Annotated in this window: 15 protein-coding genes; 7 read left to right on the plus strand and 8 right to left on the minus strand. The window is 70.5% G+C overall.

The genetic code is table 11. The annotated features are described in order from the left end of the window. The first annotated feature begins 23 nt into the window (after window positions 1–23). Window positions 24–2786 carry an ATP-binding protein gene (locus tag ACVFI9_RS09690; protein ID WP_474766082.1) on the plus strand — a complete coding sequence of 921 codons (2763 nt, stop codon included), beginning with the start codon at window positions 24–26 and terminating at the stop codon, window positions 2784–2786. A gap of 80 nt (window positions 2787–2866) precedes the next feature. Here ACVFI9_RS09690 and ACVFI9_RS09695 read toward each other — a convergent pair whose 3' ends face one another. Both ACVFI9_RS09695 and ACVFI9_RS09700 read right to left on the minus strand, forming a co-directional pair. Next, window positions 2867–3811, minus strand: coding sequence for an NADP-dependent oxidoreductase (locus ACVFI9_RS09695; protein WP_474766084.1), 945 nt, complete (start codon window positions 3809–3811; stop codon window positions 2867–2869). Next, window positions 3811–5007 (minus strand): epoxide hydrolase family protein, encoded by a 1197-nt coding sequence (locus tag ACVFI9_RS09700; RefSeq protein ID WP_474766086.1) that lies wholly within the window; start codon window positions 5005–5007, stop codon window positions 3811–3813. Before ACVFI9_RS09700 ends, ACVFI9_RS09695 begins: the two co-directional genes overlap by 1 nt. Window positions 5008–5154: 147 nt before the next feature. Here ACVFI9_RS09700 and ACVFI9_RS09705 point away from each other — a divergent pair, with 147 nt between their 5' ends. From ACVFI9_RS09705 to ACVFI9_RS09725, 5 genes are all read left to right on the plus strand, one after another. Next, complete coding sequence (locus ACVFI9_RS09705; RefSeq protein WP_474766087.1) at window positions 5155–7638, plus strand: DUF4118 domain-containing protein; 2484 nt, start codon at window positions 5155–5157, stop codon at window positions 7636–7638. Then, the gene (locus ACVFI9_RS09710) at window positions 7635–8315 is read left to right on the plus strand and encodes a response regulator (protein WP_474766089.1); all 681 of its coding nucleotides are present in this window, start codon (window positions 7635–7637) and stop codon (window positions 8313–8315) included. Before ACVFI9_RS09705 ends, ACVFI9_RS09710 begins: the two co-directional genes overlap by 4 nt. A 99-nt stretch (window positions 8316–8414) precedes the next feature. Beyond that, on the plus strand, window positions 8415–9785 hold the full coding sequence (locus ACVFI9_RS09715) for a TrkH family potassium uptake protein (protein ID WP_474766222.1): 1371 nt from the start codon (window positions 8415–8417) through the stop codon (window positions 9783–9785). Then, entirely contained in the window at window positions 9778–10485 is a 708-nt protein-coding gene (locus ACVFI9_RS09720; RefSeq protein ID WP_474766091.1) for a potassium channel family protein, read from the plus strand. Before ACVFI9_RS09715 ends, ACVFI9_RS09720 begins: the two co-directional genes overlap by 8 nt. A gap of 63 nt (window positions 10486–10548) precedes the next feature. Next, window positions 10549–12528, plus strand: coding sequence for an APC family permease (locus tag ACVFI9_RS09725; RefSeq protein ID WP_474766092.1), 1980 nt, complete (start codon window positions 10549–10551; stop codon window positions 12526–12528). 78 nt (window positions 12529–12606) lie between these two features. Here ACVFI9_RS09725 and dinB read toward each other — a convergent pair whose 3' ends face one another. The 5 genes from dinB to ACVFI9_RS09750 all read right to left on the minus strand — a co-directional run bounded on the left by dinB (window position 12607) and on the right by ACVFI9_RS09750 (window position 18057). Then, the gene (gene dinB / locus ACVFI9_RS09730; RefSeq protein ID WP_474766093.1) at window positions 12607–13803 is read right to left on the minus strand and encodes a DNA polymerase IV; all 1197 of its coding nucleotides are present in this window, start codon (window positions 13801–13803) and stop codon (window positions 12607–12609) included. A gap of 154 nt (window positions 13804–13957) precedes the next feature. Then, window positions 13958–15145, minus strand: a complete 1188-nt coding sequence (locus ACVFI9_RS09735) for a M20/M25/M40 family metallo-hydrolase (protein ID WP_474766095.1) — start codon at window positions 15143–15145, stop codon at window positions 13958–13960. A 60-nt stretch (window positions 15146–15205) separates the two neighbouring features. After that, complete coding sequence (locus ACVFI9_RS09740; RefSeq protein WP_474766096.1) at window positions 15206–16675, minus strand: flotillin family protein; 1470 nt, start codon at window positions 16673–16675, stop codon at window positions 15206–15208. Between the two features lie 44 nt (window positions 16676–16719). Then, entirely contained in the window at window positions 16720–17190 is a 471-nt protein-coding gene (locus ACVFI9_RS09745) for an NfeD family membrane protein (protein ID WP_474766098.1), read from the minus strand. Window positions 17191–17295: 105 nt separating this feature from the next. Then, on the minus strand, window positions 17296–18057 hold the full coding sequence (locus ACVFI9_RS09750; protein ID WP_474766099.1) for a hypothetical protein: 762 nt from the start codon (window positions 18055–18057) through the stop codon (window positions 17296–17298). Between the two features lie 113 nt (window positions 18058–18170). Here ACVFI9_RS09750 and ACVFI9_RS09755 point away from each other — a divergent pair, with 113 nt between their 5' ends. Further along, window positions 18171–19928 carry a bifunctional 3'-5' exonuclease/DNA polymerase gene (locus ACVFI9_RS09755; protein WP_474766224.1) on the plus strand — a complete coding sequence of 586 codons (1758 nt, stop codon included), beginning with the start codon at window positions 18171–18173 and terminating at the stop codon, window positions 19926–19928. Here ACVFI9_RS09755 and ACVFI9_RS09760 read toward each other — a convergent pair. After that, entirely contained in the window at window positions 19907–20554 is a 648-nt protein-coding gene (locus ACVFI9_RS09760) for a PadR family transcriptional regulator (RefSeq protein WP_474766100.1), read from the minus strand. The two genes, ACVFI9_RS09755 and ACVFI9_RS09760, sit on opposite strands and share 22 nt — an antisense overlap. Between the last annotated feature and the right edge of the window lie 22 nt (window positions 20555–20576).

Below are 20576 nucleotides of genomic sequence, written 5' to 3' on the forward strand. Positions count from 1 at the left end.
GCGGTCTGCAAGGAGGCCTCCGCATGGACGAACGTGACGACAGGGTCTTCATCGGGCGTGCGAGGGAGCGGCGCGTGCTCGACGACCTCCTGGCGGACGCTCGACGCGGGCATGGGGCGGTTCTGGTGATCCGTGGCGAAGCCGGAATCGGCAAGACGAGCCTCCTGCGCCACTGCGCCCATCAGGCCACCGGCCTCCAACTTCGCCGCATCTCCGGGGTGCAGTCGGAGATGCAACTGCCGTTCGCGTCCTTGCATCAGCTCTGCCGGCCGATCCTCGATCGAGTGGGCACGATTCCGGCACCCCAGGAGGTGGCGCTGAGCGTCGCGCTGGGGCTGATCGACGGGGAGACTCCAGACCCGTTCCTCGTCTCCCTCGCCGCGTTGACCCTGCTCTCGGAGGCAGCCGCAGAGCAGCCGATGCTCTGCCTCATCGATGATGCGCAGTGGGTCGACAGCGCCTCCGCCCGGGCCCTCGCCTTCGTCGCGAGACGCCTGCTCGGAGATTCGATCGCCATGGTGTTCGCCGTCCGCGAGCCGGCGCTGAACCGCGAGCTCGACGGTCTGCCTGAACTGCGATTGGAGGGTCTCGCCGAGGACGAGGCTCGGGCACTTCTCCGAACGGTCATCCCCGGTGGACTCGATGCCCGTGTGCGTGATCGCCTGCTCACGGAGACCCGGGGCAATCCGCTCGCGTTGCTGGAGCTGCCGCAGCGGCTGAGCTCGGCACAACTCCCGGGTGCCTTCGTGCTGCGCGACGAGCGTGGGCTTCCCGAGCGCATCGAGGATGCCTTCCTCGCTCGCTTGGAGGCACTCTCCCGAGAGGCTCGATTCCTGCTCCTCCTCGCCGCTGCCGAGCCGGCCGACGATCCGTTGCTGCTCTGGCGTGCAGCAGCTCGGCTCGGCATCGATGCCTCCGCGGCCGAAGCATCGGAGAGCGAGGGCCTGCTCACGGTCGACAGCGGCGTACGGTTCCGGCACCCGCTCGTGCGCTCCGCGGTCTACCGAGCCGCCTCGCCGCACGATCGGCGCGCCGTGCACCTCGCCCTCGCAGAATCGATCGACCCGCAGGCCGAGCCTGATCGACGCGCATGGCATCTCGCAGCGGCGACCATCGGACCGGACGAGACCGTGGCCCTGGAACTGGAGCGATCGGCGGGGCGGGCACGTGCCCGAGGCGGTCTCTCGGCGGCGGCGGCGTTCCTCACGCGCTCGGCGGAGTTGACGAGCGATTCCACCGCCCGGGCGGAACGCGCCCTCGCGGCAGCGCAGGCGAGCATTCACGCCGGCGAATTCGAGTCGGCGCTGCACGTGCTTCACACGGCCGATTCATCCACGTTCGACGCGCTGCACCACGCTCGGGCCGACCTGATGCGCGCGCAGATCGCATCCGCCTCGGGATCGCTCGACGAGGCGCCGGCACTCCTGCTCGCGGCGGCGGAGCGGCTGGAGCCGCTCGACCAGGTTCTTTCGCGCGAGTCCTACCTCGACGCATGGGGCGCGGCGCTCTTCGCGGGCGACCGCGCCAGTGCCGACATGCGCGAGGTCTCCCGCGTGGTGCGCAGCCGGGGACTCTTCGGCGCCGGTCAGCACGGCACCGATCTCCTCCTGTACGGGATGTCCGTGCTGATGACCGACGGTCGCGAGGCGGCGGCACCCATCCTGCGGCGCGGGCTCGGCGAGTTCCTCGCCGAGGACCTTCCGATCGACCGGGGAATGCAGTGGAGCGTGATCGCCTCATGTGCCGCGCTCGAGCTCTGGGACTTCGAGACCCGGAACATGACCACGATGCGGCAGTTGCGTCTGGCCCGAGAAGCGGGAGCCCTGACCCCCCTCGCGTTCGGCCTGAACGGTTCCGCGATCACGATGGCCATGACGGGCGAGTTCGAAGCCGCGCTCCGCCTGTGTGCTGAGGCAGGTGCGGTGAACCAGGCGATCGGCAGTCGGGTTCCTCCATTCGGGGGGATGCTGCTGGCGGCTCTTCGCGGTCGTGAATCCGAGGGTTTCACACTGCTCGAGGAGGCCAGACGGAACGCGGGCGTGAGCGGGTCGGGCTTCGGGATCCAGTGGGCGCACTGGACCGGCGCAATGCTCCTGAACGGTCTGAGCAGGTATGACGAGGCATTGGATGCCGCTGAGCGAGCATGGGCTGCCTGGCCCGACTGGTTCGTCTCCGTCTTCGCCTCGGCCGAACACGTCGAGGCCGCCGCTCGGCTCGGTCAACCGCACCGGGCCGCGGAAGCGCTCGAGCGGGTCACGGCGAGCGCGAGCGTGGGCGCGACCGAGTGGGCGGTCGGAATCTGGGAGCGATCGACCGCCCTGCTCAGTGAGCCGGCCGACGCCGAATCGCACTACCTCGAGGCGATGCGATGCCTCAGTGCCACGCGACTGCGTCCAGAGGTGGCACGGACGCATCTGGTGTACGGCGAATGGCTTCGACGCGAGGGTCGGCGGGTCGACGCCCGCGAACAACTGCGGATCGCGCATTCGATGTTCGCGGACATGGGTGCCGAAGGGTTCGCGGAACGTGCTCGGCACGAGCTGGTCGCGACCGGGGCGACGGTGCGCAAGCGCTCTCAGGCACAGCACGAGGAGCTCACGCCGCAGGAAGCGCATGTGGCGCGACTGGCTGCAGACGGGAGGACGAACGCCGAGATCGGTGCCACCCTCTATCTGAGTCCGCGCACCGTCGAGTGGCACCTCAAGAAGGTCTTCCTCAAGCTTCAGATCAACTCGCGCAGAGCTCTGCGGAGCTCGCTCCCCGCCTACGAACCGGTCCCCGGCTAGGCACGGCGAATGCCGCACGACGCGCGTGCTCGCCGGGAGCTCGTGGCTCCCGGCGAGCAGATCGGCGCGCGCGGCCCCTCCTAGCCGCCCGCCACGGAGAGCACCACCTTGCCGGGCCCGCTCCGCAGGGCGCCGGGTCCGTACGCCTCGGCACCCCTGGCGAGCGGTAGGACGTCCGAGACGATCGAGCGGACGAGCCCGGCGTCGATCAGCCGGCCGATCTCGACCAGCTGCCGGACATCCGGCCGCACGACGAACCAGATCGCCCGGCGTCCGTCGCCATCGTCGCGCTCGGGTGGACGCGGGACGGCGATCGACACGAGCCGGCCGCCGCGGCGGATCACGTCCCATGATCGCGACCACGTGTCACCTCCGACCGTGTCGAGCACCACATCCACGTCCGCCACGGCGTCCTCGAAACGCGCTCCGCGGTAGTCGATCACCGTGTCGGCTCCGAGTTCGCTCACGAACGCACGATCGCGCTCGGAACTCGTCGCCGCGACGATGGCGCCTCGCCAGCGGGCGAACTGGACGGCGAACGTCCCGACGCCCCCGGCCGCGCCGTGGACGAGCACTCGCTGACCGGGCTGGAGATCCCCCTGATCGAAGAGCGCCTGCCACGCCGTCAGGGCGGACAGCGGGACCGCCGCCGCCTGCGCGTGCGTCAGCGACTCGGGCTTCGGTGCGAGTTCGCCGGTGTCGGCCCGGACGGCGACGTACTCCGCGTCGGCTCCGTCACGATGGGCGTCGAGGTACCCGAAGACCTCGTCTCCGACGGCGAGGCCCGTCGCCTGCGGGCCGACCGCCTCGACGACGCCCGCGACCTCGCGACCCGGGACGATCGGCAGTGCCCGGGGCGCGGCATCGTGGTCGAGCCACACCCCCGGCCAGTCCAGCTCGCCCGGGCTGACCGCGCTCGCGTGCACCCGGACCAGGACATCCCGTGGGCCGAGCTCGGGCGAGGGGGCCTCCTCGAAGACGAGGCGGGCCGGCTCGCTCGGTGAGTAGGCTCGAAGCGCGAACATCAGCGCAGCGACCTGAATGCGGCACGCAACTCGGCCGTGAAGAGCTCGGGCTCCTCCCATGCCGCGAAGTGGCCCCCGCGGTCGACCTCGTTGAAGTACGTGGTCGTCGGGTAGACCGTCTCGACCCACGTGCGCGGCGACGGGAAGAGCTCGCCCGGGAAGGTCGTGAACGTGACCGGGACCTGCACCGGCGGCGGAGTGTGCCCGTGGGCGGCGGCCAGGAACCGGCCGAACTCCCAGTACCAGCGGGCGGCCGACGCGCCGGTGCCCGTCAGCCAGTACAACGCGATGTTGTCCAGGATCTGGTCCCGGGTGAGGTTGCCGACGGGGTCGCCGTCGACGAACGCGCGGGTGATCTTGAGGTAGCTGTCGGTGTCGTGGTCGAGCATCCAGGCGGCGAGGCCGGTCGGCGAGTCGAGCAGCGAGTAGCCGATGGTCTGCGGCCTGGTGGACTGCTCGAGGAAGTAGCCGAAGCCGTCCGTGGTGAACGTCTCGAGGGCGGCGTGCGCGGCACGCTCCGGCTCCGACTCGGCCGGCAGGATGTCCTTGACGCCGATCGCGAGGGCGAGCAGGTTCATGTGGATGCCGACCAGACCGTCGGGGCCCTGACGGCCCATCGCGTCGGTGACCGCGGCGCCGACGTCACCGCCCTGGGCGACGTAGCGCGTGTACCCGAGGCGGGCCATCAGCTTGCCCCATGCGCTGGCGATGGGTCCGTTCTCCCAGCCGAGCTCCGTCGGTGCGCTGGAGAAGCCGTAGCCCGGCAGGGACGGCAGCACGACGTGGAACGCGTCCTCGGCGGAGCCGCCGTGCGCGGTCGGGTCGGTGAGCGGGCCGATGGTGTCCAGCAGCTCGATGACCGAACCCGGCCAGCCGTGCGTCATGATCAGCGGCATCGCGTTCGCGTGCGGTGACCGCACGTGGATGAAGTGGATCTCGACTCCGTCGATCTCGGTCGTGAACTGCGGCAGCGCGTTCAACCGTCGTTCGACGCGGCGCCAGTCGTACTCGTCCGACCAGTACCGCGCAAGCTCCTGCAGCGTCGCGAGCTGCACGCCCTGCGAGCGGTCCGGAACGAGCTCCCGGCTCGGGAATCGTGCCGCCGCGATGCGCCGGCGCGCGTCGTCGATCTGTTCCTGCGAGAACTCGACCGTGAACGGCCGGATGCCGGTGGTGCTGTCGATGGTGGTGCTCATGATGATTTCCTTTCGGTGACCAGGTGCGGTCGGTGATGGCTACGAGCCTGCCCGTCGCGTCCGCTCGTCGCGCCCGTCGTCTCCACTGGTCGGGGCTACTGGCGGCCCCCGGGTCGTACGCGCCCGTCGAGGTGCGAGACTGGCGGTATGGGACGGGGACGGCTCCGCGTGCTGCTCGGCGCGGCTCCAGGTGTCGGCAAGACCTACACCATGCTCGAGGAGGGCCGACGCCTCCACGACGAGGGTCACGACGTCGTCGTCGGGTTCGTCGAGTCGTACGGCCGAGCCGCGACGGCGGAGATGCTCGACGGGCTCGAGGTCGTCCCGCGGCGCGTAGAGACGAACCGCGGCTCGCGGGTCGAGGAGATGGACCTCGACGCGGTGCTGGCACGACGGCCCGAGATCGCACTCATCGACGAACTCGCCCATACGAACGCACCGGGCTCGCGCCACGTCAAGCGCTGGCAGGACGTCGACGACCTGCTCGCCGCGGGCATCGACGTCATCTCGACGGTGAACACCCAGCACATCGAGTCGCTCGGCGACGTCGTCGTCGAGATCACGGGGGTGCCGCAGCGTGAGACCATCCCCGACGCCGTACTGCGCGCCGCCGACCAGGTCGAGGTGGTCGACCTGGCGCCGCAGGCGCTGCGGGATCGGCTCGCGAGCGGCTTGGTGTATCCGGCCGAGCGCATCGACGCCGCCCTGTCGAACTACTTCCGGCTCGGCAACCTCACGGCGCTGCGCGAACTCGCGCTGCTGTGGCTCGCCGACGACGTCGACCAGGCCCTCAAGGCGTACCGCGCCGAGCACGGCATCACGGGCAGGTGGGAGGCGCGCGAGCGTGTCGTCGTCGCGCTGCCGGGCGGGCCCGAGGGTGAGACGCTGCTGCGGCGCGGTGCCCGGATCGCGGCGCGTTCGTCGGGAGGCGAGTTGCTCGCCGTGCACGTGACCGATCCCGACGGGCTGCGGTCGCGCCATCCCGAAGCCCTCGATCAGCAGCGCACGCTCGTCGAGCGTCTCGGGGGCACCTTCCACGAGGTGGTCGGCGGAGACATCCCGAGCGCGCTCGTCGACTTCGCGCGGGCATCGGATGCCACGCAGCTGGTCATCGGGGTCAGCCGCCGGTCGCGGCTCGCCGCGGCGTTCACCGGTCCGGGCATCGGCGCGACCGTGATCCGCGAGTCCGGTGACATCGACGTGCACATCGTGACGCACGCCGCGGCGGGATCGGGTTTCTCGCTGCCGCGCCTCGGTGGGGCACTCAGCCGCCGGCGTCGGATGGCGGGCTTCGCGGTGGCGCTCGTCGCCGGTCCTCTGCTGAGCTGGCTCCTCTGGCTGCTCCGTTCGGAGGCGTCGATCACCGGCGACGTGCTCGCCTACCAACTGCTCGTCATCGTCGTCGCGCTGGTCGGCGGCCTGTGGCCGGGGCTGTTCGCGGCGGTGCTCTCGGGCATCACGTTGAATTTCCTGTTCATCGAGCCGCAGTACACGTTCGCGATCGGGCAGCCCAGGCAGCTGCTCGCGCTCGTCTTCTACGTGTTGAACGCACTGCTGGTCAGCTACGTCGTCGACCAGGCGGCCCGCCGCACGCGTGAAGCGCGGCGGTCGGCGGCCGAGTCGGAGCTGCTCGCGACGATCGCCGGGAGCGTGCTGCGCGGCGAGGGCGCACTGCAGGCGATGGTGACGCGCACCCGCGAGGCGTTCGGGCTGACCGGGGTCCGGCTGCTCGTCGACGGGGAGGTCCGCGTCACCGACGGCGAGCCCACGCCTGACGAACGCCATGCGGATGTGCCGATCGGCGTGCGCGGCGTGCTCGAACTGCACGGACGCGAGCTCGAGGCATCCGAGCGTCGACTGCTCGCGGTGATCGCGACGCAGCTGGAGACCGCGATCGAGCAGGGCGCGCTCGCGAGCGCCGCCTCGGCGGCGGACTCGCTCGCCGAGACCGATCGGGTGCGCAGCGCACTGCTCGCAGCCGTGGGGCACGACCTGCGACGTCCGCTCACCGCCGCGAGCGCTGCGGTGAGCGCACTGCGTTCCGACGACGTCACGCTCGGAACTGCAGAGCGACGGGAGTTGCTCGACACCGCAGCGGAGAGTCTCGAGTCGCTCGCGGAACTCGTCACCAACCTGCTCGACGTGAGCCGGGTGCAGGCGGGCGCCCTCGCGGTCACCATCGCACCCACCGAGATCGCCGACGTGGTCTTTCCGGCGCTCGAGGAGTTGCGGGCAGGACCAGGGGAGGTCGAGCTCGAGCTGTCGGATGACGCGCCGCGGGTGTTGGCCGACGGCGTGCTGCTCCAGCGCGTGGTCGTCAACCTGCTCGCCAACGCCCTGCGGTTCTCGCCACCGGGCGAGCGGGTTCGGGTGACCGCCAGCGCGTTCCGCGGCTCCGTGCAGCTGCGGATCGTGGACCGCGGGCCCGGCATTCCGGTCGAACGCCGCGGTCAGGTGTTCACGCCGTTCCAGCGCCTCGGCGACACCGACAACGACGTCGGCCTCGGTCTCGGCCTCGCGCTCTCGAAGGGCTTCGTCGAGGGAATGGACGGCACACTGGAGGTGGAGGACACGCCCGGCGGTGGCGTGACGATGGTGGTCGCATTGCCGACGGCGGAGGAGGTCGCGTGAAGGTCCTGCTGGCCGACGATGACGAGCAGTTGCAGCGTGCGCTGCGGATCACGCTGACCGCGCGCGGCTACGAGGTGCTGCAGGCGCGCGACGGCGCCGAGGCCATCGACCTCGCCGCGAACGGGCACCCCGACCTCATCGTGCTCGACCTCGGCATGCCGAAGGTCGAGGGCCTCGATGTCATCCGAGCGGTGCGGGCCTGGTCGAGCGTGCCGATCCTGGTGCTCTCGGGCCGCACGGATTCGACCGAGAAGGTGGAGGCACTCGATGCCGGCGCCGACGACTACGTCACGAAACCCTTCGCAATGGACGAGTTCCTGGCCCGGATACGCGCCAGGTCGCGTCGGCCGACGGGGGAGGAGGACGCGGCATCCGTGCGCATCGGCGACCTCGACGTCGACCTGGCCGCACGAACCGTGCGGACCGCGGAGGGGCGGCCGAGCAGCATCCGGCTGACCCCGACCGAATGGCGCCTGCTCGAGCTCTTGCTCCGCAACCCCGGCAAGCTCATGACCCGGCAGATGCTGCTCGGCGAGGTCTGGGGACCGTACCACGCGAATGACGGGGGCTACCTGCGGCTCTACATGGCCCAGCTGCGTCGCAAGCTCGAGCCGGTGCCGTCGGAACCGCGCCATCTCGTCACCGAGCCCGGCATGGGGTATCGCTTCGACCCCTGATCCGACGTTCCTCACGGAATCCATACGGCTCCGAGCGAGATCCTGACGGCGCGCAGGCGCCCGAGGCCACGGATTCCGGGATGGAATGGAGCCGTGACCATCCGGGAGTCGGTGCACGCCCTGCGGCGCCTTCGCATCCGACGGGGGTACCGCCTCCACCCGGCGCAGGCCGTGGTGACGGGGTTCGCCGCCGCTGTGCTGGTCGGGACCCTCCTGCTGTGGTTGCCGCCGATGAGCGCCGAACCCGATGGCACCAGCTTCATCGACGCGCTCTTCACGGCCACGAGTGCCGTGTGTGTGACCGGGCTCACGGTCGTCGACACCGAACTGCACTGGAGCCCGCTCGGACACGCGGTGATCCTCCTGCTCATCCAGCTCGGCGGCCTCGGCATCATGATCTTCGCGTCGCTGATCGGGCTCGTGCTGGCTCGCAAGCTGTCGGTCCGCGCCCGGCTGAACACCGCGGCCGAGGCGAAGTCGGTCGGCTACGACGATGTCCGCGGACTGGTGCTCGGCATCGTGCTCATCTCGTTCGCGATCGAAGCCGTGACATGGGCGTTCCTGTTCCCGCGGTTCCTCTTCGGCTACGACTACAGCCCGGCGGATGCCGCGTGGCACGCGTTGTTCCATTCGGTGTCGTCGTTCAACAACGCGGGCTTCGCGCTGTACTCGAACAACATGATGGACTTCGTCGCCGACCCGTTCGTCTGCTTGCCGATGTCAGCGGCGGTCATCCTCGGCGGACTCGGCTTCCCGGTCATCATGCAACTGCGCAGGGAGTTCACCCGCCCGTTGCACTGGTCGATGAACACGAAGCTCGTGCTGTGGGGCACCGTCGTACTGGTCGGCTTCGGCTGGCTGTACCTCACCGCAGTGGAGTGGTCGAATCCCGACACGTTGGGCCCGCTCGACCCGGCGGCGAAGCTCCTTGCGGGCTTCTTCGCGTCGGTCCAGACGCGCACCGCCGGGTTCAACAGCGTCGACATCGGGCTGATGCATGACGAGAGCTGGCTCGCGATGGATGTGTTGATGTTCATCGGCGGTGGACCGGCAGGCACGGCCGGCGGCATCAAGGTGACCACGTTCGCGGTGCTGTTCTTCATCATGCTCACCGAGTTCCGCGGCGAAGGTGCGGTGAACATCTTCGGCAAGCGCCTCTCGCGGGCCGTGCATCGACAGGCGATCACGGTCATACTCGTCGCCGTCGGCGCGGTCATGCTGGCCACGGTGGTGCTCATGCACCTGACCGATCTCCCGATGGACCGCCTGGTCCTCGAGGCCGTCTCCGCGCTCGGCACCGTCGGACTCTCCACCGGAATCACCGGCGACCTGCCGCCGACGGCGGAGATCATCCTCGCGCTGCTCATGTTCCTCGGTCGCATCGGCCCGCTCACGCTCGGCTCGGCGATCGCGCTCCGTGAGCGTCGCATCCTCTACGAACTCCCGAAGGAGAGGCCCGCCATTGGCTAGATTCTCGATTTTCGGCGGCGGGGCCGCCGACTCGTCCCGGCGCATCGCCGAGGCGGACTCGGTCGCGGTGATCGGTCTCGGTCGATTCGGCAGCTCGCTCGCCCTCGAGCTGATGCAGGCCGGCACCGACGTCCTCGGCATCGACGCGTCCATGGAGATCGTGCAGTCGCTGAACGGCGAGCTCACCCAGGTGGTGCGGGCCGACTCGACGAAGGCGGCGGCCCTCGAGCAGCTCGCCGTCGACGAGTTCGACCGGGTCGTCGTCGCGATCGGCACCGACATCACCGCGTCGATCCTCACCTGCTCGGTGCTCCTCGGGATGAAGACGCCGGTCATCTGGGCGAAGGCCGTCACCGAGCAGCACGCACTCATACTGGAGCAACTCGGCGTGCACCATGTCGTCCGCCCTGAGGCCGAGATGGGCCGAAGGGTCGCGCACCTCGTGCGCGGCGCCGCGCTGGACTACGTCGAGATCGAGCGGGGGTACGCGATCGTGAAGTCCGCTCCGCCGGCGCGCCTGCAGGGCATCCCGCTCGGAGACACCGGGCTGCGGAAGGAGTACGGCGTGACGGTTGCCGCGTACAAGCAGCCGGGCGATGAGTGGCACAACGCCGACGCCGACACGGTGCTCGCCGAGGGCGACATGATGCTCATCGTCGGCCCGACCCGCAAGGCCGAGGGGTTCGCGCAGCTGCGCTGATCACGCATGGACCACGCGAGCACCACCGTCACCGCCGGATCGGCGTCACCCCGAAGGAGTGGCATGCGCGACTGGTCGCAGTTCGAGTTCCCGGACAGCGTGCCGGGACCGTACACCGCTGCACCGGGGGAGCCGTCGCGCCGGTGGCTCCTGCAACACGTCGTCCAGCCGACCGGGCCGGAGGTCCACGAGCTGGGCGTCGAACAGCACTCCTGGTGGAGGGTGATGTGCCTGACCGGCGTGGACTACTTCTCCACGCTGTCGTACCTGCCGGCCATCGCCGTCGCGGCTGCCGGGGCACTCTCGCCGATCGCCACGCTCCTCATCGTCGCCCTGACGCTGCTGGGAATGCTGCCGATGTACCGCCGGGTGGCACAGGAGAGTCCCCACGGTCAAGGCTCCGTCGCCATGCTCGAACGACTGCTCTCGTTCTGGCGAGGCAAGATCGTCGTCCTCGTGCTCCTCGGCTTCGTCGCCACCTCGTGGATCATCACCATCACGCTGTCATCAGCAGATGCATCCGTGCACCTCATCGAGAACCCCTTCATGCCCGAAGCACTGAGCGGGCAGGCGGTCGCCATCACGATCGCGTTCCTGCTGGTCCTCGGCGGTGTCTTCCTCCTCGGGTTCACGGAGGCGGTGAACGTCGCGATTCCGATCGTCGTCGCCTTCCTCGGGCTCAACGCGATCGTCATCGCAGCAGGCCTGACCGAGATCTTCGAGCATCCGGTCGCGATCACCGACTGGTGGGCCGCCCTCTCGCACGGCGGAGGGAGCGTCGCCGAGATCATCGGTCCGGCGATCCTCGCATTCCCGCTGCTCGTGCTCGGGTTGTCGGGCTTCGAGACGGGCGTCAGCATGATGCCGCTGGTCGCGTCCCCCGGAACGACACCTGAGCATCGTCTCGCGTCGAGGATCCGCAACACGAAGAAGATGCTCACCGCGGCCGCGGTGATCATGAGCGCGTACCTGATCTCCAGCAGCCTCGTCACCACCCTGCTCATTCCGGCCGGGCAGTTCGAAGCGGATGGGGAAGCGAGCGGTCGCGCCCTGGCCTACCTGGCACACGAGTTCTTCGGCGACGCCTTCGGGACGGCCTACGACATCAGCAGCATCCTCATCCTGTGGTTCGCCGGTGCGTCGGCGATGGCCGGCCTGATCAACATCGTGCCGCGGTACCTGCCCACCTACGGAATGGCGCCCGACTGGAGTCGCGCCGTACGGCCCGTGGTGCTCGTCTACACGGCGATCAGTATCGCCATCACCGTGGCCTTTCACGCCGATGTCGACGCGCAGGCCGGCGCATACGCGACCGGCATACTCGCCATGATGGTCTCAGCCGCCATCGCGGTGCTCATCTCCGCGGTTCGTCGACGACGTATTCGGGCGATCATCGGGTTCACCGTCCTGTCCGCAGTGCTCAGCTATGCGCTCGTGGACAATGTGGTCGAGAAGCCCGACGGACTCGCGATCTCCGCGATGTTCATCGCAGGCATCATCGTCGTGTCCATCGTGTCGCGGATCTCGCGCACCACCGAGATCCGGGCCGACCGGATCGAGTTCGACGAGAACGCCCGCCGCTTCATCACGGACTCGCTGGTCCACGACGGGCGCTTGAGCATCATCGCGAACCGCCCCGGTGTCGGCGACGCAGCCGAGTACGAACAGAAGGAGCGCGCCCAACGCCGACTCAACCCGGTACCGGGTCGTGCCGACGTCCTCTTCCTCGAGATCCGCGTCGTGGATCCATCCGAGTTCCGGGAGGTCCTCCACGTCAGTGGCTCGGAAGTCGACGGCCATCGCGTGCTCCGCGCTGACAGCCCCGCCGCCCCGAACGCCATTGCGGCGATCCTCGTCGCGATGCGGGACGCGGCCGGCGTTCGACCGCACGCCTACTTCGAGTGGTCCGAGGGGAGCCCGCTCCTGCACACGATGCGCTACATCCTCCTCGGACGAGGCGATACCGCCCCAGTGGTCCGCGAGATACTCCGCAAGGTCGAGAAGGATCCAGCCGAGCGGCCGACCATCCATGTCGGCGGCTGACGCGCGACGTGGCGCGGGACGACACGTGCCGGTGCGCGATGGAGCCGCCCGAATCGACGTGCTGCATCGTGCATCGATTCACTCGTGTTCGGGGAGCAGTGGCGGCGTCCAGCCCGGGTCGCGACCGAGTTGCGCAGCCCGCGCGACGGATGCCGCGCCGAAGCGATCGCGTACCGCGTCGAGCACCGTGTCGAGACGCACCCCGTCGTCCCAGTCGATCGGCAGCTCGGGCTGGAGGCTGTCGGCGCGCGCAAGCTGCGACAGCGAGACGCCGATCAGGGTGATGCCGCGTTCAGTGATCTCGCCCTGCGCATCGGCGAGGAGTCCTCGGGCGACGACGAGCAACACTGCGGTGCGGTCGGTCGCGGAGCGGAGGGTGCGCGATCGGGTGGCCTTCGCGAAGTCGCCATAACGGAGGCGAAGCACGATCGTGCGGCACGCCCGGCCGCCATCGCGGAGGCGGCGGGCGAGCCGATCGATGATCTGGGTGAGGATGAGATCCAGTTCGTCGGCTGGGCGTGGACGGCTGCCGAGCGCGCGCTGGGAACCGATGGAGCCGCGGCGGCGCGTGGTGTCGACCGGGCGCGGGTCACGCAACCGGGCCAGCGCGTGCAGGTGCGCGCCGGTCGCCTTGCCCAGCAGCCGCTCGGCGGCCGCGGCTTCGAGCTCGGCCAACTGCCCGACCGTGCGGATGCCGAGCCGGTGCAGCTTCTCGGCCGTGACGGCACCGACTCCCCACAACCGTTCGACCGGCAGCGGGAGCAGGAACGCCTGCTCCCGGTCGGGCTCGACCACCAGCAGTCCGTCGGGCTTGCTGACCGCGCTGGCGACCTTGGCGAGGAACTTGGTTCGTGCGATCCCGACCGAGATGGGCAACCCGACCTCAGCACGAACCCGATCACGCAGGCGCACCGCGATCTGCTCGGGCGTGCCCGCGATGCGACGCAGACCACCGACCTCCAGAAACGCCTCGTCGATGGAAAGCCCCTCGACCAACGGCGTCGTATCGCGGAAGATCGCGAACACTTCTCGACTGGCTGCTGAATATGCGTCCATCCGCGGCGGGACGACCACGGCGTCGGGACAGAGGTCGCGCGCCTGGCGACCGCCCATCGCGGTACGCACCCCGCGGGCCTTGGCCTCGTAACTCGCTGCGAGCACCACACCGCCGCCGACGATGACGGGCCGGCCACGGAGCGCGGGCGCGTCACGCTGCTCGACGGAGGCGTAGAAGGCGTCGAGATCGGCGTGCAACACCGTGGCCTCGCCGCGCATCGCGTCCTCCCACTGATCGTCCCTACTCCGGATCGTCGCACGGACCGGGGACACGGGATGCGGGATATCTCCTCTGGGCTGATCGCCCGATCCGAGCGGTATGCCATCCGGCAGCGCGTCGGCGCCTCGAAGCTGAACCTCCCGAACACTCTCCTCACGACGTGTTCAGGAACCGGCTGACCGCACGCTCCACCGCCCCCGGGAACCGCTGCAGCTGGTCGATATCGACCCACTCGTCCACCGCGTGCAAGCCCCCGCCGGCAGGACCGCAGACGACGGTCGGCACCCCTTCCGCCTGCCAGAGCGCCGACTCCATCCAGTACGGCGCGCCGACGCGCTTCGGCGCGTGCGACCCGTTGGTCGCGAGGGCGGCGGCGAGAAGGCCGCTGAACTCGGCGGCCGCACCGACGCCGTCGATCTGCCACCCAGCACGAGCGGTCGAGCGTCGAACGGATGCCTCGAGCCCGGGTGCTCTCGCGGCGACCTCGTCGACGATCTCCTGTACTTCGTCGAGCGTCGCCTCCGTCGTCTCGCCGGGCAACGTTCGGCGTTCGATGACGACGTCGGCCCGAGCGGCGACGGTGAACGGCGCCGTGCCGGCCCGAACCACGGTGGCCATCATCGACCCATGGCCGAGGAGTGGGTGCCCCGCACGGCGGCCGATCGCTCGATCAGCCGCGCCGATGCCGACGAGCAGGTCGCCAAGCGGCGCGATCGTGTCGATGCCGTCGGCCGGCTGCGAGGAGTGGGCTGCCTTGCCCACGAGGCTGACATCCACGACGGCGAACCCGCGATGCGCTACGGCCAGGTCGAGCCAGGTCGGTTCTGCGATGAGGCACAGGTCCATTGAAACGTCGCGACCGGTGAGATCCTGCAGCACCGCCTCCGCGCCCACACTCGCGTCCTCCTCGTCGGCGACGAGCGCCACGACGATCACCCCGGGCACGTCGGCTGCCGCAAGGCGCTCCGCAGCCACGACGAGCCCCGCCACCCCGCCCTTCATGTCACTGGCGCCGCGTCCGTGGAGTCGGCCCGATGCGATGCGCGGCGTGAAGGGATCGGTCATTCCCTCGACGCCGACCGTGTCGAGATGGCCGTTCAGCACAACGGTACGCCCGAGTCGGGAGCCCGCCCGGACGGCGATCACGCTGACCCGCGAGGGATCCGAGGGCGCCGGGATCAACCGAACGGAGAAGCCTGCGGCATCCAATCGAGCGGCCAGGTGCTCGGCGATGACGGCCTCTCCGGCACCGCCGGCCGCGAGGCGCGGATTCACCGAGTCGATGGCGATCAACGTCTTGGTGAGCTCAACGGTCGTAGCGGCGATGCGGTCGGTCGACATTTCGAGAACGATACCCCGCAGCGCGAGGGGCGGCGGCCGACCGGCTTCCGCCCCTCCGCCTCAGTCGCGCGCGACGTCGAGCTTCACGTCGCCCTTCACGAGCTGTCCGGCGGCCAGACCCGAGAGGATGGCGCCGACGTCGAGACCGGTGAGCGACTTCACGACCTCGGTGCCCTCGCCGAGGACCTGCCCGACGGTCTTCGTCACGGCGCTCGCGCCGTCGGTCGAGACGACGGTGAGCGTGTCGATGTTCGAGATCGGCTCCGCTGCGGCCCGCACGATCTCGGGCAGTCGCGAGATGATCTCCTGGGCGAGTGCGGCCTCGCCGTACTTCTTCAGCGCCTCGGCCTTGGCGTCGGTCGCGGCGGCATCCGCGAGGCCCTCGGCCTGCACCGCCGCCGCGCGTGCCTCACCCTCGGCGCGGATACCGGCCGCGAGCGCCACCTGGCGGTCGCGCTCCGCCTCACCCGAGACACGTACGGAGGTGGCGGCCGCCTCGGCGTCCTGCACGGCGGCCACCTTGTTCGCCTCGGCGATCTTCGTGCGCTTGAATGCCTCGGCCTCGGTCGACGCATTCGCCGCATCGCGCTTCGCGGTGGCGCGCTGCACCTCGGCGTAGGCCTCGGCCTCGGCAGGCTTGCGGATCTCGATGTCGAGGCGCTCCTGGGTGACGAGCGCCTGCTCGGACAGGGCGTCTCGCTCCTGCACGGCGACGAGCTTGTCCTGTTCGGCCTTCGCGAGCTGGCCGGCGGCTTCGGCCTCGGCGTTCGCACGGTCGGTCTCGGCCTTGATGATCGCCTGCTTGAGGCTCAGCGCCTTCTGGCGCTCGGCGATCTGCTCAGCGGCCTCGATGCGTGCGAACTCGCTCGCCCTCGCGGCCTCGGCCTCGCTGACCTCGGCGACCTGACGGGCCCGTGCCGCCTCGGCGCGACCGAGGTTCGCGAGGTAGTCGCTGCCCGGAGTGGCGATGTCGGAGATGTTGAGCAGATCCACCTGGAGGCCCTGCTCGACGAGGTCGGTCTTCGTCTCGGCGACGACGCGGTCGGAGAGCCCCTTGCGGTCGGAGATGATCTGCTCGATCGTCATGTCGCCGATGATCGACCGCAGCGATCCCTCGAGCGACTCCTTGATGATGTCGGTGAGGGCGCTCTGCTGCGAGAGGAATCGCTGCGCCGCACGTCGCACGCCCTCCTCGGTGCCGCTGACCTTGAAGTTGATCGAGGCCTTGATCGCGATCTTGATGCGGTTCTTGTCGACTCCCTCGACCATGATGCCGATCTGGCGCTGCTCGAGCGAGATCGAGAAGCCCTGCTGGAGGATGGGCCAGACGAACGTGCGCCCGCCGATCACGACGCGCTGCCCGACGGTCGCCTCACCCGGCGCCGGACGGCCGGCACCACGACCGACGATGACGAGGGCCTCGTTCGGCGGCACGCGGCGGATGCGGCGTGCGATGAACACGAGCAGCGCGAGGAGCGCCACGGCGATCGCGAGGATGGCGATCACCTGGATGAATTCGGGGGCGAGCATGGGGGTCCTTTCGGCGTGCAGCGGGGAGGGAGGCGTGCAGTGGATCAGGCGGCGGTGACCTTGACGCGCGTGCCGACGTGCTCGACGACGCGGACGCGCGACCCCTCGGTGATGGGGGAGTCGGAGTACGCGAGGCGTCGTTCGATCTCGGCAGGACCGTCGAGGCTGACCTCGCCGCCCGCGGGGGAGACATCCGACCTCGCGACTCCCGTGAGCCCCACTGCCGACTGCGGCACGCCATCGGAACTGCGACTCAGGTTGCGCACGACGATCACGCTCAGGACGTACGCGACGATCGCCAGCACGGCCGAGAGCACGTAGGCCCAGACGAGGTCGAGTCCGGCGCTGGCCGTGAGTGCTCCGGATGCGCCGAACACGACCAGCCCGACCGACAGCGCCGTGCCCGAGATGGCGCCGTCGCCGATCTCGAAGTGGTCGAAGATGTCGCCGAGGACGAGCGAGATGAGGAGCAGGACGAGGCCGACCCCTCCGACGATGAGGAACGGAAGGAGCACTGACAGCCTCTCTGCGCGGGGAGCCCGCGGCGGGGCGCGGATGGAGCAACACTATCGGCGCGCGACGCGCGGGCGCATCCGTTCTCAACACCGCATTCGCGGAAGTCAGGAGGCCGCCGGATGCCCCAGCACGATGGCATCGACGGCCGCGTCGCCGCGGATGCGGCGCATCTCGTCGACGACGTCGTCGACCACGGCCGGGCTCAGCTGGCGACACACGATGCTGTGCCCACCGATGGCCTCGAGTCCGCCCGCCCGGATGCGGATGACCTCCCAGCCGACCTCGCGCAACGCGTCGTCCTTGTCGAGATCGGATGCCTCCTTCAACCCGAGATGGGCTCGCCGCGACCGGCCCGGGTCGTCGTACTCGACGACGATGCGCAGCGACGGCACGATGACGTCGGGCCAGACCTCCCGGCGTCCGTAGAAGGTGCGGGCGATGCGGATGGCGTTCACGCGGTGATTGAGGCGAATGCGTTCGCCGAGCAGGGTCTTGAGCCGTTGCTCGGTCTGCGACGTTCGGGTTCGGAGGGAGGGGTTCATGAACGGCACGCCCGCCTCGCGGAGGGCTGCGGGCGCGACCGCGTTCTGGCGGCACTTCGCGCAGCCCGTGCCCGTGAGCACCTCGCGCACGGTCGCGGCGTACCGATCGTGACCGCGCGGGCACTGCCAGTCGTAGGCGGCACCGACGCGGGTCTCGCGCGCGAGCGCCGCACGATCTGGTGGCGCCACCTTGCGCAGCAGCTCGGCGCGTGATCGATGGGTCTCGTCGAGCAGCATGCAGAGCGGGCACACACGGCGGAGTGCGACGACGCCGTCGTCGCTCGCGTCGGCGCCGTGGCCGCAGCGGAAGCTCACCGCGACCATCGTCGCGCCTTGGTTCGGTCCATGCCTCCATGGTGGCCGGAGCCGCCGACACTGTGGGCGGTGCCCGAGAGAATGAAGGGGTGCGGATCGTGGTCGGGCGGGGTGAGGGGGGCATGGTCCGGCTCGTCGACCCGGCGCATCCGGACGGCGACCTCGCGCTCGTGGCATCCGACGACCTGCCCGGCGTCGTGCGCGAGTTCGAGGCGACCCACCCTCGATGGGTGTGGCTCGACACCCGGCTCTGGTACCCACGGCTCCTGCAGGCGGGCGTGCGGGTGCAGCGCTGCCGAGACCTCCGGCTCGCCGCCGCGATCCTCGATCGGTCCACCGTGACGGCGGCGGCACGAGCCTCGGGTCGGCATCCGCGACCCGAGTGGATGCCACCTGGCCCGGCTGAAGCGCAGGACACGGCGAGCCCGGCCGCCGCGCCCATCACGCGCCACAGCACGCTCTTCGACCTGGACGAGTTCGAGGCGGGCCATCCCATGAACGACCGGGCCGAGCCGATCGGCGCGGACGCCGGCGCCGCGCCCGGGATCGACGCGATGCTCGCCGAGCTCGCCCGGCAGGAGGCTTCGGTCGCCGAGAGCGCCGAACCGGGTGCGCTGCGGCTGCTCCTCGCGGCCGAGTGCGCCGGTGCGCTCATCGGCGCCGAGATGCAGGTGGCCGGCGTGCCGTGGCACCGCTCGGTGCACGAACGGGTGCTCACCGCCGAACTCGGCCCGAGGCCCGCGCCCGGACGAAAGCCCGAGCGCATGGAGGCGCTTGCCGCGCAGGTGCGGGCGGCGCTCGACGCGGCATCCGTGAACCTCGACTCGCAGGCCGACCTGCTCCGCGCGCTGCGACGCGCCGGCATCCAGGTCGACTCGACCGCGAAGTGGGAGCTGCGGGAGCACGAGCACCCGGCGATCGAGCCGCTCCTCGCGTACAAGAAGCTCGCCCGGCTGTTGAGCGCGAACGGCTGGGCGTGGCTCGACGAGTGGGTCGTCGACGGGCGCTTCCGCCCCGAGTACGTGCCGGGCGGCACCGCCACCGGGCGGTGGGCCACGTCCGGCGGCGGCGCGCTGCAGTTGCCGAAGAACGTGCGGAGCGCGGTCGCGGCCGACCCCGGCTGGACCCTCGTGGTCGCCGACGCTGCGCAGCTGGAGCCCCGCGTGCTCGCGGGCATGGCCCGCGACGAGGCGATCGCCGCGGCGAGCCGCGGTCGGGACTTCTACCGTGGGCTCGTCGACGCCGGTGTCGTCGCGACGCGCGAGGAGGCGAAGTACGCCATCCTCGGCGCGATGTACGGCGCGACCACGGGGGAGAGCGGGCGACTCGTTCCACGCCTCGCCCGCGCCTACCCGCGCGCGATGGCCCTCGTCGATCGCGCGGCGCGCGAGGGCGAGCGCGGTGGCAGCGTGACGACGCTTCTCGGCCGCTCGTCGCCGCTTCCGCCGCCCGAGTGGCGAGCCGTGCAGGCGCGCGCGAGTGAACCCGATGCCACCGCGACCGACGAGCGTCGCGCCCGTTCGACCGCCCGCGACTGGGGCCGCTTCACGCGCAACTTCGTGGTGCAGGGCAGCGCGGCCGAGTGGTCGCTGTGCTGGATGGCCGGACTTCGGGGTCGCCTCGACGAGATCGCCGAACGCGTGTCGGCCGAGACGCCGTCGGCCGCGGCATCCGGCCCGGTCTTCGCCCGCGCACCGCATCTCGTGTACTTCCTGCACGACGAGATCATCGTGCACTCCCCGCGCGAGGTCGCCGACGACGTGGCGGCCGCCGTCGAGGTTTCCGCGCGCGAGGCGGGCGCGCTGCTGTTCGGCGACTTCCCGGTCGAGTTCCCGCTCGATCTCGCGATCGTCGACAGCTACGCCCTGGCCGACGCCTGAGTGGCGTCGTCGCCGGTGTCTGTCGCGTCGCCCGGGGTCATCGCGGCAGAGCCGCCGGGCCGGCGACCCCGTTTCGGCCGCACGGCGCTGGGCCCGAACGGGCGGGGTTCGGCATGCCCGACCGCGTCGAGCCACACGAGCGCCGCGTCGGCGAGGGCGACCTCGGCGGCGGCCGCGAGTCGGGTGAGCGCGGCTTCAGCGTCGGCTTCGCCGGAGTCGGGTCGGGCGGCGCCGGCGGCGAGGGATGCCGCCTCGCGACGCGCGCTCCATCGCGACCGCTCCGCGGCGACGACGGCGTCGGCGTCCTGACCGGGCAGCGACCGGGCGATGAGCACGCGATCGACGGTCTCGTCCCACGTGTCGGCGCCCGCGGCATCCGCCCCCTCGAGCCAGGCTCTCGCCGCAGCTCGGCCGGCGCGGGTGAGCCGGTGCAGCGGCAGGCCGTCGTCGGTGGCGCCCGCGGGCTCGACGAGTCCCTGCCTGGCGAGCCGCTCGAGGGTCGCGTAGGTCTGGCCGACGTTGATGGCGCGTCGGCCGCCCGTGCGAGCGGCGAGACCTCCGTGCAACTGGAACCCGTAGGCGGGCCCCGCGGTCAGCAGGACCAGCAGGGCGTCGCGCACGGCCATGCGACCTCCGACCGGAAGAGGA

The sequence above is a fragment of the Agromyces sp. NSFZ genome, from assembly GCF_056156205.1.